The organism is Rhodococcus sp. NPDC058521, from assembly GCF_042719695.1.
Lineage (GTDB): Bacteria > Actinomycetota > Actinomycetes > Mycobacteriales > Mycobacteriaceae > Rhodococcus_F.
This window is the reverse complement of the sequence record NZ_JBHXNL010000002.1, coordinates 182,625-195,438: the sequence shown is the minus strand read 5'-3', so window position 1 is coordinate 195,438 and position 12,814 is coordinate 182,625. Positions and strand designations below refer to the sequence as shown.

Sequence of the window (12,814 nt, the reverse complement as noted above, 5' to 3'; positions counted from 1 at the left end):
GCTATCGGGGTGGGCGAGGATCTCTGCCGGTGAGTGCGATCAGCTTTTCCTGGAGTGAAGCGTCCTCGGGTAGCTCGACGGGCGGCGCGAACAGCCCACTCTGGGCGAGCATGTCGCGTTGCTCGTTCATGTCTGCCCACACTGCTTCGACGAGGGTGGCGTCGAGGGCCTCGTCCGTATCCGAGGCCCGGGCCAGGTCCCACGTGTGGATGGTGACGTCTGCCGTCTGCTGCCGCAGGTAGTACTCCGTCTCGACGGTCCCGAAGGACAGGTGAACCGGTGCCTTGGGATCCGCGAAGGCCCACGCCTTCGAGGCGGATTCCGAGTAGCGCCGCCATTCCTCCCGCATGTCGCCGTGTAGGGGCACGACGGCGGCTTCCGCCTCCTTCAGCGACTTGCCGGCCAGCAGTGATGGAATCCATTGCTGTTCCACGACGACGTGCCGGATCAGATCGGTGACGTCCCACTCCGTGTCCGGGGTGGGCGCCGACCAATCGGTGACCACGTCGACCCGTGCGCCGAACTCGTGGTGGGCGGTGCGTTGGAGTTCGATCCAGTCGAATGCCATATGCCCAGGGTAGGGGCCTCAGCGCGCGGTGCGGAGGCGTTCTGTCAGTTCGTCGCGGTCCCTCACGAACCACACATGCTTGCCCTGATTCGATTCGCGGACGTAACTCGTCAGTGCGGAACTGCGCTCGAGGTGTTCCGAGATGTCTCCGACCAGCGCCACCCGGAGACCGTATGTCACGAACTTCTGCGTGATGTCGCCGGCGACGCGGGTGTCCAGCATGAAGAAGTCGTCCGAGAACCGTTCCACCGGAATGACAGCGATATCGGGCCAGTCCAGCCACACCTCACCGATCACGTCGGTCGCCGCCCGCTCGGAGTCGATCGAATAGCCGTCGGCCGGGAAGTGGAACACCTTCGTGCCGTGGATGTGGTCGATCATGTCGTTTCCTCGTGGGTGTGAAAGTCGAGTTCGCGGTGCGGTGGGGTGGGTATCAGGTGACCGACGTCGGAGAGAACCTGAAGGTCTGCGTGTGGTGTCGCCGAAGCCAGGCGCCTCACGGTCTCGGCCGAGTCCACGGCCGCATCCTTGTCGCCGACCGACACCTGAACCGGCATGGTCAACGTGCGAAGGTCGGCGTCGGTGAAGATCGGAAACTCGAGCCGGTAGCGGAAATGCTTGTTGACCAGGCGTAGCTGGTCGTGCAGTTCGTTGTACCGACCCTCGGGCATCCTCGACAGCTCCGATCCGAGCATGGCGGACAGGGTTTTCCGCTGACCCCACTTGCCGAACGGGGCCAGCACGATCGCCACCACCAGAAAGCCCTTCTTCTGCTTCCCGATTCCCATCGGGCAGTACAACGACATCCGGTTCACTCGGGCCGGGCGTCGGATGGCGTAGTCCAGGATGATCCACGCCCCGAACGACATCCCGACGAAGCGTGCGTCGTCTATCTCGAAGTGATCCAGAACCGCGTCGAGCCATACCGCGTGCGCATTGCCGCCGAGGGGCGGACGGGAAGGAGCGCTGAGGCCGGGCTCGCCGATCACGTCGACGGCATACACCCGAAAATGCTTCGCCAAGAACGGCATCAGATCAATCCATTGCGCCGAGTTGCTCCCCGAACCGTGGATCAGCACCAACGGAGGTGCGTCGGCTCTGCCCGCGACCACGACGAATGTGTCGCCTTCCGGGGTGGGTACATAATGCTGCTCGTTGTCGACGGGCCACTGCTCGTGCGCCTTCGTGCTCGCCTCGCGGATCAGCTGTGCGCCCTCGTCGGAGCGGAATGCGTTCACAGTTCACCGTCCGCGACGATGGCGTCGATCATCTCGAATATGTTGGCGCTCGTGATGAGGCTGCCGAACACGAGGACCTTCAGATGCGCGCGTTCCTCGTCGTAGATCGCCTGGATGCGGAGACGGTCGTCGCCTTCCCGTTGGTGTGCATTCGCGGAGGTCAACAACGTGCTGATGCGGTCGACAGTGCGTCGGTCGACCGCACTGATCTCCACAGCGCTCGACACCTCCACGTGTCGGTGTCGCGTGGTCGATTCCGTCACCGAATCGGGCGTCGGCCTGCCCATGAACGTCTCGAGGTCGGCGCGTGCGATGCGGTACTGCTTGCCGATGCGCACGGCGGTGAGGCGGCCGTCGCGCAAGTAGCCGCGCACGGTGCGCACGTGCAGTCCGAGCTTCTCGGCAACTTCGTCGGCGGTGAACCAATCCTGAGGCATGAAAACTACTCTATCATTCCCTTGTTAGGGAATTATAGGGAGTGTTAAGGAAGGTTTTGCCGATGCTGGGCTTTCGGTACTTGCATGCGAGCCACACGAGGAAACCAACTCCGACGCTTACGTACAACGTGCCGAGAAGGTGCTGCCACAGCATCCAGTCGAGTTCGTGGTCATCCCTGCTCGGCAGGAGGTGATGCGGGCCGATCACGAAGATTGCGCCGATACCGGTGGCAGTGAAAGCGGTGGCGCGACCAAGCGGGCGCGCCAGGCCGAGCACCAGCGCCAGTAGCGTCGGCGCTACCCACACCCAGTGATGCGACCACGACACCGGTGAGGCCAACAGGATTGCCGTCGCGTTCGCCGTCAACGCGAGCACGAGGTCGCCATGAGAAAGCGCACGCCGAATGGCGAGCACCGCAACGGCCAGGGCCAATGCGGCGGCGACCAGCCAGAACACCGATCCGAGGTGCTCGGGTACGTCGAATCGTGAGATGACGGCCTTCAGAGACAGATTGTTGGCGAAGTACGCGGCGCCGATTCTGTCGGTATTCGGAAGGACTTCCGACCAGTACTTTGTGGAGGTTCCCGGCATGAAGACGTAGGCCAGTGCGGTCAGGCCGAGCGCCCCACCGACGATGTGTCCACTGGTCCGCCAGTCTCGCCTGAGTAGGAACAGCAGCAGAAAACCGATGGGGGTGAGCTTCACTGCTGCGGCGAGTCCGATCAGCACTCCGCGTGGCCATTTCGGCTTGCGTGCCAGTACATCGACGGCCACCAACGCCATGAGCACGATGTTGATCTGCCCGAAGCTGATGGTTTCGCGAACTGGCTCGAGCAGCAGGGCCACGGCCACTGCGGCGGCAGTCGCCGTCCACGCTGCCCGAGTGCTCCACTGCGGGCGCACCCGACCGAGGACCATCCGCAACGTCACCGCCAGCGCTACGACGGATACCAGTGTGAAGGCAAATTTGCCGAGCCCGATGGGAATCAGTGCCAGGGGGACGAAGAGAATCGCCGCGAGCGGCGGGTACGTGAACGGCAAGCCGAAGTCGTCGACCACCGCGGGTAGGGCTCCGTAGATGCCCCCGTCGTCGAGCAGCACCGTCGCGCCCAGGCGGTATACGAGTAGATCGATGAAATCGGTGCCGACGATCAAAACCGTCGTCAGGCCAACGGACAACACCAAGGCGGATACGGCAACGACGGCACCTGCACGGCTGTCGAAGAACGGTTCGGATGAAGTCGGGCGGGTTCGGTTTTGCCCTGAATGTCGCACTTGGTCACCCTAGTGGGGCGAGATGACCATGGCTGCGTCGATATCGCCCGGACAGTGGCGACTTCGTCGACGCTGGCGATCAGCGGGACGTACCGGTGCGCCTAAGGCCGGTCGATCAGAGGCTCGATGAGGCGTGCAGTGTCTTCGAGGCCCGCACACCACTCGGATTCGGGAGCGCCCGCTTTGAAGAGGTTCCGCGAGAGGATCAGGACGCCATAATCGGTTTCTAGGCTGACAGCGCAGGCGTACTTCATTGAAGGATTGAATTCGAGAAGGCCATTACGCCCGTTGATATCGATCGGTTGGGCGTACTCGGCAGTCTTCTCGACCTCTTCTGCAAAGGTGACGTTCCCAGAAAGCATGCTCAGGCTGTACTGGCGCACTTGAGTCCGATACGAGCAGCCGAGAAATGTGTATTCCATCGGGTAGTCCGCGGTTTTCTTTGTCGCGGGGTCGTACCCGGCTTGGGTGAGAACGCTGTCGGGGAGGTCCAGGCATGGGTCGAAAGTCACTTGTGGACGTCCCGAGTTGTCTGTGATCCGAGGCGTACGAGTGGTGGTTGTGGCGGCCGACTCGGATTGACTGTCGGCTTCCCCCTCTCCGCAACCTGTGAGTGTTGCGAGGGCGAGGAGAGTTGTCGCGTAGATCATTGCCCGCCTCACAGTGCCTCCGCTGCGGTGATCGCGGCGATTGCCTGTGCGAATTCGCCTTCGGTGTCGTCGAAGCCACGCCCATTCGCTGCGAACGTGTCTCGCATGACCACCATCGCGTCACGGTGCTGCGTAAGCCGATTCAGTATCGAGTCCGGGGCGTCGGTGAGTTTGCGCTGGACCCCGGCCTGCAGCTGCTGTGCCGAATCGAATCCACCGAACCCCGTCACCCTTCCCATCTGACTCGCGACGTCGATAGCATCCTCAAACTTGCCGATAATGCGATCACAGATTTCGACGCACTGTGCGGCGGCGTCATCATCGAGGTATAGCGGTTCCGGAGCCATGATCCCCCCTGATCGGTGTTCGGCGGTTGCGGAGCGATGCTATCCCAGCACCTAGCGCTGCATCTTTACGGTCGTCCCGATCCCAACAGGTGCGTCGAGCGCCCTTGAAGGACAGGATGGGTGTCGACAGATCCACGGAAGTATTGGAGAACGCATGAGCATCCCCACTGTCGAACTTGCATCAGGGCTGACTGTCAGCGCTCAGGGCTATGGCGCCATGTCCGTTGCACCTGTGTACGGCCCGGTGGATGCGAAAGAGGCGTTGTCCACGCTCAATCACGCCATCGACATCGGAGTGACGTTCATCGACACCGCCAACGTCTACGGCGAAGGCGCCAGTGAGCTTGCGGTGGGGCAGGTTCTCAAGGATCGTCGCGACGAGGTGCAGCTGGCGACCAAGTTCGGGCTGGTCGGCAACCTCGCAAGTGGGCAGCGCTCCATCAACGGCAAACCGGAATACGTGGCGCAGGCGCTCGACGAGTCGTTGGCTCGCTTGGGTGTCGACGAGGTCGACCTCTACTACCTGCATCGCGTCGACCCCGAGGTTCCGATCGAGGACACTGTGGGCGCGATCGCCGAGCAGGTGAAGGCTGGCAAGGTCCGCCACATCGGGTTGTCCGAGGCAACCGGTGACGAGCTGCGCCGCGCGTACAAGGTGCATCCCATTGCCGCGATTCAGAGTGAGTGGAGCGTCTGGTCGCGGGATGTGGAAGGGAAAGTCGTGCCGGCAGCTGCCGAACTGGGTATCGGCTTCGTGCCGTATTCGCCGGTGGGCCGTGGATTCCTCACGGGTACCTACGACCCGGAAGTGTTGGGCGACAAGGATTTGCGCCGTCGATTCCCTCGTTTCTCGGACGATGCTTTGCGCGCCAACCAGAAGGTGATCGATGTGATCCGTGAGGTCGCCCAGGGGGCGGGAGCGACTCCGGCACAGGTGTCCCTGGCGTGGCTCGATGCGAAGGCTCGCGTGTTCGGTCTTCCCTCGGTGTCGATTCCGGGCACCCGATACGCCTCACGAGTCACCGAAAACGCAGGTGCACTGGACATCACCCTCACCGGCGAGCAGGTCGCACGCCTGGACGAACTAGCCGACATCACGGTCGGTGCCCGTTCCGCCGACCAGCATTGGGTGTCGCAAGGCCGCGAATAGGCCGCGGCGCGCGAACTCCCCCTGTGAGTGGTTGACGAGTCCAGAGACTCGTCAACCACTCACAGGGGTTAGTTGCCTGGTGCGTGCGCTGTGGCGCGAGAGAGGGGTGTGTAGGTAGGTCGACGCCGCGTTTTCCAGCCCCAGGGCTAGTTTTATGCGTAACCTCGAGTTACGGTAAAAATGTGTCCGCGGCTGACTGCGCGGCCCGAACTCCAACCACAGGGAGCACGATGATGCTGTCGAACGCACAACCACGGGGATCGAAGCACAAGACCGACTACGTGGAGACACTCACGTTGTTGTCCGAAGGCTCGGTGCACAAGCACTTCGACCCTTACGTGGATATTGCGTGGGACTCGACGGAGCTCGAGGTCACCGAGAACGATCGTCGCTGGATCCTTCCGGCAGTCGATCCGCTGGGCGGTCATCCCTGGTATCAGGCGCTTTCCGATGAGAAGAAGATCGCTGTCGGGATGTGGCGGCAGGCGAACATCGCCAAGGTCGGCCTGCAGTTCGAGACGGTGCTGATCGGTGGGGTGCTGCAATACGTCTTCCGGGCGCCGAACGGGTCACCCGAGTTCCGGTACTGCACGCACGAGATGGTCGAAGAGTGCAACCACACCTTGATGTTCCAGGAGATGGTGAACAGGATCGGAGTCGACGTACCCGGCGGCCCGAAGTTGTTCCGTGCTGTCGCTCCGCTTCTGCCGCTCGCGGGCACAGCCTTTCCGATCATCTTCTTCATCGGGATCCTGGCCGGTGAGGAGCCCATCGACCACATTCAGAAGCAGATACTCCGTTCACAGGCGGACATCCATCCGATCATGGCGAACGTCATGTCGATCCACGTTGCCGAAGAGGCTCGCCACATCTCGTTTGCACACGAGTTCCTGCGCCAGCACATCCCGGAGATGAGCAAGGCCGGCCGATTCGCCATATCCCTGATCTTTCCCATCGTGATGCGGGCGCTGTGTGACGTCATCGTGATTCCGCCGCGCGCGTTCTGGTCCGAGTTCGACATCCCGAAGTCGGTGAAGAAGGAACTCTTCTGGCGTGCACCGGAATCGCGCCAGACGCTGCGCGACTACTTCGCAGATGTCCGCATGCTGGCCGCCGAAGCCGGTCTGATGAACCCGGTCTCCCGTCGACTGTGGAAGGCGCTGAAAATCGACGGCAAGACGTCACGGTTCCGTAGCGAACCCAGCCGGATTCCCACAGCGGCGTAACCGGAGACGAGTCCCATGCCTCACGTAGTGACCCAATCATGTTGCAGCGACGCCTCGTGCGTCTATGCTTGCCCCGTCAACTGCATTCATCCGACCCCGGACGAGCCTGATTTCCTGACGGCCGAGATGCTGCACATCGACCCGGCGTCGTGCGTCGACTGCGGCGCCTGTGTGTCCGCTTGTCCTGTCGATGCGATTGTGCCGCAAGCGAAGCTGACGGATAGCCAGCAGCGGTACATCGGCATCAACGCCGCCTTCTACGACACCCCGCGTGAGCGTCCACTGATGGCTCCCGTGACGCCGCCACCCGCCGCGCGCAAGGATGCTGCGCCGCTGCGAGTCGCGATCGTCGGTTCCGGCCCCGCCGCGATGTACGCGGCCGACGAATTGCTCACTCAGCCAGACGTTCACGTGAACGTCTTCGACCGGCTCCCCACACCGCACGGACTGGTCCGCGCCGGGGTGGCACCGGATCATCAGCGCACCAAACAGGTCACGAACCTCTTCGACACCATCGCCGACCAGCCGGGATTCGAGTACTACCTCGACGTGGAGATCGGGACGGACATCTCTCACCGGGAATTGCTCGAGCATCATCACGCTGTCATTTATGCAGTCGGTGCCTCGACGGATCGACCGCTGCGCGTTCCGGGCGCGGACCTTCCGGGATGTACTTCGGCGACGGGCTTCGTGGCCTGGTACAACGGCCATCCAGATCATGCGCACCGCACATACGACCTGTCGCACCGCCGTGCCGTCATCGTGGGAAACGGCAACGTCGCACTCGATGTCGCCAGAATTCTCACCGCTGATCCGGAGGATCTCGCCGCCACCGATATCGCTGCGCCGGCTTTGGAAGCGTTGCGTAACAGTCGGGTCGAAGAAGTAGTGATCCTCGGGCGGCGAGGAATCGCGCAGTCCGCCTTCACCGTCCCGGAGTTCGCCGGGTTGTTGTCGGACCCGAACCTGCGAGTGGTGATCGACCCGGAGGGCTCCGAGCTCGACGAGGTGACGCGAGCACACGAGAAGCGTGGCACGCTGCAGCATTCGGTCGCACAGAAACTCGAATTGCTTCGAGGGCTGAGCGTGGGTGACGAGTCGGTCGACGATGCCCGTCGGATAACTCTGCGCTATCTGGCCACACCCACTCGGATTCTCGGGGACGACCGAGTTTCCGGGATCGAACTCGCCATGAACGAACTCGTGGCGGACGGTGACGGTGTGGTGCGGGCGAACGCCACCGATCGGACCGAGGCGATCGATGCCGGCCTCGTTCTCACTTCGATCGGGTACCGCGGAGTTCCGGTCGCTGGACTGCCCTTCGACGACGCGGCCGGAATCGTCTCCAACGCGGACGGTCGGGTATCGGACGGTGTGGATGGGGATTCGGTTCCGGGTGCGTACGTTGTCGGCTGGATCAAGCGTGGACCGTCGGGATATATCGGTACCAACAAGTCCTGTGCGCAGGAGACGGTGAACGCGCTGGTCGACGATTTCAATCGAGGTGCGCTCACCGCGCCCGCAGTACCGGCGACGGCGTTGAAGAGTTTCGTCCGTGAACGGGTACCGGCCATGGTCGACCGTGCGGGTTGGCAGGCGATCGATCGGGTGGAGTTGCAGCGGGGCGCCGCGCAGCATCGTGCTCGCGACAAGATCGTCAGTCGCGGCGAAATGGCGGACGTGGCGGCGACAAGCGTGCGTAAACGGCTGAAGCTGTCCGTCCTGCGTAGGGCCTGACGGTTTCGATGCTTTTACACTATTACAAATTGTGTAACACTATAACGCATGGCACGTGATGCGAAGGAAAATTTCCCTCCCATGCAATGGGATCGATGGGGGGATCCGGACAAGCGCAAAGTCCTCTCGGACGGGGTCAAATCGCTGCTGGAGCAGGCGCTGGGCGTGAAGGTCGACGATAGCCGGAATCTCGACGCAGATTCGGTGGTTCTGACCCCGAGCGTGCTTAGTGAACGGGGCCTGGCTGCGCTCGCCGACATCGTCGGTGAAGACCATGTCGGCACCTCGCATCGGGATCGGCTCCTGCGCGCAGGCGGCAAGAGCACCCTCGACCTTCTCCGTCGCCGCAGCGCCGAACCTCAGGATGCCCCCGACGCCGTCGTGACTCCTGGCAACGACGACGAGATCGCTCGGGTTCTGTCCTACGCGAGCGAAAACTCGATCGCCGTCGTCCCGTTCGGTGGTGGCACCAGCGTCGTCGGTGGTCTCGACCCCGTGCGCGATCGTTTCGATGCCGTCATCTCGCTCGACCTGCGACGCTTCGACACTCTCGTCGACCTGGACACTGCATCGGGGATCGCTGTCCTCGGCAGTGGTCTCACCGGCCCCCGCGCCGAGGAACTGCTGGGTGAACAGGGCTACTCGCTCGGGCACTTTCCGCAGAGTTTCCTTTTCGCGACGATCGGTGGATTCGCAGCTACACGCTCATCCGGACAGGCTTCCGCCGGTTACGGGCGTTTCGAAGACATGGTTCAGGGTCTTCGTGTCGTCACACCAACCGGATCCATCGACACAGGGCGGGCCCCGGCATCGGCAGCAGGTCCCGACCTCGGTGAATTGTTCGTCGGCTCGGAAGGCACCCTCGGAGTGATCACCCAGGTGCGCGTACGGGTGCATCCAGTGCCGGAAACCACTGTGTGCGAAGGCTGGAACTTCCCCGATTTCGCTACCGGTGCGGCTGCACTCCGTGCCGTCGTCCAAGCCGGGACGATGCCGACGGTGATGAGGCTGTCCGACGAAGCCGAGACCGGCGTCAACCTCGCCACCACCGACAAGATCGGCGAAGATTCCGTGACGGGTGGATGCCTCTCGATCACGACCTTCGAAGGGACGGCGGAGCACACTGCGGAGCGAGCCGACGAGGCGCGGGCAATCCTGAAGGCGCACGGCGGGACGTCCCTCGGCGAAGAGCCCGGCAACGACTGGGAGCACGGTCGCTTCGACGCGCCGTATCTGAGGGACTCGCTTCTCGATGCGGGCGCGCTGTGCGAAACGCTCGAGACCGCGACCAACTGGGGCAACGTCGACAACCTGAAGACGGCCGTGACGACAGCGCTGACCTCGGCGCTCTCCGAGCAAGGAACGCCTCCCTTGGTGATGTGCCATATTTCGCACACCTACCAAACCGGCGCATCGCTGTACTTCACCGTGGTCTGCGGGCAGACCGAACACCCGATCTCGCAGTGGCGCAAGGCAAAAACTGCGGCCGGCGACGCGATCATTGCCGCAGGCGGAACCATCACGCACCATCACGCAGTCGGTGTCGATCACCGGCCATGGATGGAGGACGAGATCGGTGACCTCGGTGTGCGGGTGCTGCGCGCAGTCAAGGCCGCTGTCGATCCGGCAGGGATTCTCAACCCGGGCAAGTTGATTCCATGATCGAGAAGGTGACTGTACTCATCAACCCCCTGTCGGGCCACGGCAACGGACCGGGTGCCGGTCGCAAGGCGGTCGCTCGCCTTCGTGAACGCGGAATCGGTGTCACCGAGATCATCGGTACCGACGCGGACGATGCGAAGGCTGCCGCAGCGCGGGCGATCGAGGAGGGGGCCGACGCGCTCGTTGTCGTCGGTGGTGACGGTGCCATCAGCCTCGCACTCCAGGCGGCTGCACTCTCGGATACGCCCATCGGCCTCATTCCGGCGGGCACCGGCAACGACCACGCGCGCGAGTTCGGCATTCCCGTCGGCGATCCAGTCGCAGCGGCGGACGTGATCGTCGACGGTGAGGTTCAGCAATCCGACCTCGCAAAGATCACCCTGTCCGACGGAAGCGTGGTGTGGGCGGGAACGATTGTTGCCAGTGGATTCGACTCGCTCGTCACCGAACGCGCCAATCGCATGAAATGGCCGAAGGGCAAGATGCGCTACAACCTGGCCATTCTGGCCGAGTTCGCGCAGCTCCGACCGCTGGATTACACGATCGAGTTGGACGACGAGACCGTGCGTACCCAGGTCACGCTCGTGGCTGTCGGCAATGGTCGGACGTACGGCGGCGGCATGCAGATTTGCCCGAAGGCCGACAAGACGGACGGACTGCTGGACGTCACGGTGGTCGGCTACGGCAACAGGTGGCGCCTGATCCGCTTCTTCCCGCGTGTGTTCAAGGGAACGCACGTCGAGCTGGAAGAGGTGCAAACCTACCGAAGCAAGAAGGTAGTCCTGCGATCCGAGGACATCACCGCTTATGCGGACGGCGACAAGGTGGGCCCGCTGCCCGTCACGATCGAGGCCGTGCCGAGCGCGCTCCGCATTCTCAGCCACGCACCGGCCTAGAGACCCCGTAGCCGGTCGATCTCCCTGCGTTCGCGCTTGGTGGGTCGGCCGGCTCCACGGTCTCGTTTGGGTACTGCGGCGAGCAGTTCGCGGGGCGGTGGCGGTGGTGTCTCGTCTCGGTAGCACTCGGCTGCGATCGGCGCCCCCACCCGCTTGGTGATCGTACGAACCACCACGACGATGCGCTCGGTTCCGCCACCCCGAACCCGCACCTCGTCGCCCATCCGAACCGGCTGCGACGCCTTGGCCGGGGTGCCGTTCACGCGAACGTGGCCCGACCGACACGATGATGCGGCCTGCGAACGTGTCTTGAAGAGACGTACTGCCCAGGTCCAGCTGTCCACTCGGGCGCTGGCGGGGTCTGTACTGGAGACGGGCATCTTCTCAGGATACGAAGTCCTGCGGGCGTCGTGACGAGTGCGCAGTTCGATCGTCTACGGGGTCACTTCGCCGGGCACCGGGATGTCGGTGTTGACACCCGGAACGAGCAGGCAGTTCTCTCCGACGTCGTTGGTGTAGATGCCGTAGACGGCCGCCATCACCGGGCCTGGGCCTGTGGTGGCGAGGGCCTCGGGTTCGCCGTCGTCACCCGGTGTCATGGCCATCGACCCCAGGCGCATCGTGTTGGTGTTGATCCAGGCGACGTTGGCGCCTGTCCCTGTGCCTTCGTCTATCTCGAACGACACCTGCCCCGGCTGCACATCGTTTTCGTCGCCGCTCGTCTGAGCGACGACGGTGCTGTCGGCAAGCCCGGCCGGGCAGAGATGGGCAGTCGGTGGTGGGTTGTCGAAAGTCGTCTCGGCGTGTGCCGTACCTGCGGCGACGATGGCACCGGCACCACAGATTCCGATCGTGAAACCGGCGCGGCGGAGCATAGTCTTGACGATCATGGCTTCCTCTCGAGTCGACGGTTCTCCAAGGCCCAGGGTACAAGTCGAGGCCGAGGGGACAAGTCCTATCGCAGGGAGGCCACGGCTTCTGAGATCGGCGTTTCGCCGTTGTTGAACTCGATCGTCTTTCCGGAGGTGTCCGGTGTGTCGAGAACTATGGCAGCAACCTGGGCGACATCGGACCGTGAGACCGTGCTCTTCTCCGCATTCGGGCCGAGTTCGATCTTGCCGGTGGGTTCGTCCTCGGTCAGCGTGCTCGGTCCGAGGATGGTCCAGTCGAGGTCGGAGGCACGCAGGCGCTCGTCGGCTGCTGCTTTCGCCTCCGCGTAGGGGAAGAAGCTGTTGTCGCTAGGCACGCCGTGGTCGGGGCCCGCCCCGAAGTAGGAGACGATCACGTATCGCTTCACACCGGCCGACTGGGCCGCGTCGATGGAACGAATCGCGGCGTCCCGGTCGACCGCGTAGGTGCGAGCCGGATTGCCGCCGCCTGCTCCTGCAGAGAATACGACTGCGTCGTGTCCGCGGAGCTTGTCGGCGATGTCCTCGGTGGAGAGATTCTCGACATCGGCGAGTACTGGCGCGGCGCCGGTCTCACGCACGTCGGCCTCGTGATCGGGATTGCGGATGAGCGAACTCACCTCGTTTCCCTCGGCGGTGAGGATGCGCGCGAGGCGTAGCGCAATCTTGCCGTGTCCTCCGATGATGACAATCTTCGACATGGGGCTGTCCTTTCCGTT

At 63.3% G+C, this 12,814-nt stretch carries 15 protein-coding genes; 5 read left to right on the top strand and 10 right to left on the bottom strand.

The window, feature by feature from the left end:
• Position 1: 1 nt before the first annotated feature.
• The 7 genes from ACFWO3_RS05070 to ACFWO3_RS05040 form a co-directional block, all read right to left on the bottom strand.
• Positions 2–568: a TIGR03086 family metal-binding protein gene (locus ACFWO3_RS05070; protein ID WP_378574446.1), complete on the bottom strand. Its 567-nt coding sequence runs from the start codon at positions 566–568 to the stop codon at positions 2–4.
• 18 nt (positions 569–586) lie between these two features.
• Positions 587–949: a DUF4180 domain-containing protein gene (locus ACFWO3_RS05065; protein ID WP_378574443.1), complete on the bottom strand. Its 363-nt coding sequence runs from the start codon at positions 947–949 to the stop codon at positions 587–589.
• Positions 946–1,806 carry an alpha/beta fold hydrolase gene (locus ACFWO3_RS05060; protein ID WP_378574441.1) on the bottom strand — a complete coding sequence of 287 codons (861 nt, stop codon included), beginning with the start codon at positions 1,804–1,806 and terminating at the stop codon, positions 946–948. Before ACFWO3_RS05060 ends, ACFWO3_RS05065 begins: the two co-directional genes overlap by 4 nt.
• The gene (locus ACFWO3_RS05055; RefSeq protein ID WP_378574438.1) at positions 1,803–2,243 is read right to left on the bottom strand and encodes a helix-turn-helix domain-containing protein; all 441 of its coding nucleotides are present in this window, start codon (positions 2,241–2,243) and stop codon (positions 1,803–1,805) included. Before ACFWO3_RS05055 ends, ACFWO3_RS05060 begins: the two co-directional genes overlap by 4 nt.
• A gap of 13 nt (positions 2,244–2,256) precedes the next feature.
• On the bottom strand, positions 2,257–3,426 hold the full coding sequence (locus tag ACFWO3_RS05050; protein ID WP_378574988.1) for a glycosyltransferase 87 family protein: 1,170 nt from the start codon (positions 3,424–3,426) through the stop codon (positions 2,257–2,259).
• Between the two features lie 194 nt (positions 3,427–3,620).
• A complete protein-coding gene (locus ACFWO3_RS05045; protein WP_378574435.1) occupies positions 3,621–4,169 on the bottom strand; it encodes a DUF3558 domain-containing protein in 549 nt (182 codons plus the stop codon).
• Positions 4,170–4,177: 8 nt separating this feature from the next.
• Positions 4,178–4,399, bottom strand: coding sequence for a hypothetical protein (locus ACFWO3_RS05040; RefSeq protein ID WP_378574433.1), 222 nt, complete (start codon positions 4,397–4,399; stop codon positions 4,178–4,180).
• Positions 4,400–4,670: 271 nt separating this feature from the next.
• Here ACFWO3_RS05040 and ACFWO3_RS05035 point away from each other — a divergent pair, with 271 nt between their 5' ends.
• From ACFWO3_RS05035 to ACFWO3_RS05015, 5 genes are all read left to right on the top strand, one after another.
• Positions 4,671–5,666, top strand: coding sequence for an aldo/keto reductase (locus tag ACFWO3_RS05035; RefSeq protein ID WP_378574431.1), 996 nt, complete (start codon positions 4,671–4,673; stop codon positions 5,664–5,666).
• Between the two features lie 230 nt (positions 5,667–5,896).
• The gene (locus tag ACFWO3_RS05030) at positions 5,897–6,892 is read left to right on the top strand and encodes a diiron oxygenase (protein WP_378574429.1); all 996 of its coding nucleotides are present in this window, start codon (positions 5,897–5,899) and stop codon (positions 6,890–6,892) included.
• 15 nt (positions 6,893–6,907) lie between these two features.
• Positions 6,908–8,629 (top strand): FAD-dependent oxidoreductase, encoded by a 1,722-nt coding sequence (locus tag ACFWO3_RS05025; protein ID WP_378574426.1) that lies wholly within the window; start codon positions 6,908–6,910, stop codon positions 8,627–8,629.
• 81 nt (positions 8,630–8,710) lie between these two features.
• Positions 8,711–10,291: an FAD-binding oxidoreductase gene (locus tag ACFWO3_RS05020; RefSeq protein ID WP_378574985.1), complete on the top strand. Its 1,581-nt coding sequence runs from the start codon at positions 8,711–8,713 to the stop codon at positions 10,289–10,291.
• Positions 10,288–11,187 carry a diacylglycerol kinase gene (locus tag ACFWO3_RS05015; protein ID WP_378574424.1) on the top strand — a complete coding sequence of 300 codons (900 nt, stop codon included), beginning with the start codon at positions 10,288–10,290 and terminating at the stop codon, positions 11,185–11,187. Before ACFWO3_RS05020 ends, ACFWO3_RS05015 begins: the two co-directional genes overlap by 4 nt.
• Here ACFWO3_RS05015 and ACFWO3_RS05010 read toward each other — a convergent pair.
• From ACFWO3_RS05010 to ACFWO3_RS05000, 3 genes are all read right to left on the bottom strand, one after another.
• Entirely contained in the window at positions 11,184–11,567 is a 384-nt protein-coding gene (locus tag ACFWO3_RS05010) for an RNA-binding S4 domain-containing protein (protein ID WP_378574422.1), read from the bottom strand. The genes ACFWO3_RS05015 and ACFWO3_RS05010 overlap by 4 nt on opposite strands.
• 54 nt (positions 11,568–11,621) lie before the next feature.
• A complete protein-coding gene (locus tag ACFWO3_RS05005) occupies positions 11,622–12,077 on the bottom strand; it encodes a hypothetical protein (protein WP_378574420.1) in 456 nt (151 codons plus the stop codon).
• 65 nt (positions 12,078–12,142) lie between these two features.
• On the bottom strand, positions 12,143–12,796 hold the full coding sequence (locus tag ACFWO3_RS05000; protein WP_378574418.1) for an SDR family oxidoreductase: 654 nt from the start codon (positions 12,794–12,796) through the stop codon (positions 12,143–12,145).
• Between the last annotated feature and the right edge of the window lie 18 nt (positions 12,797–12,814).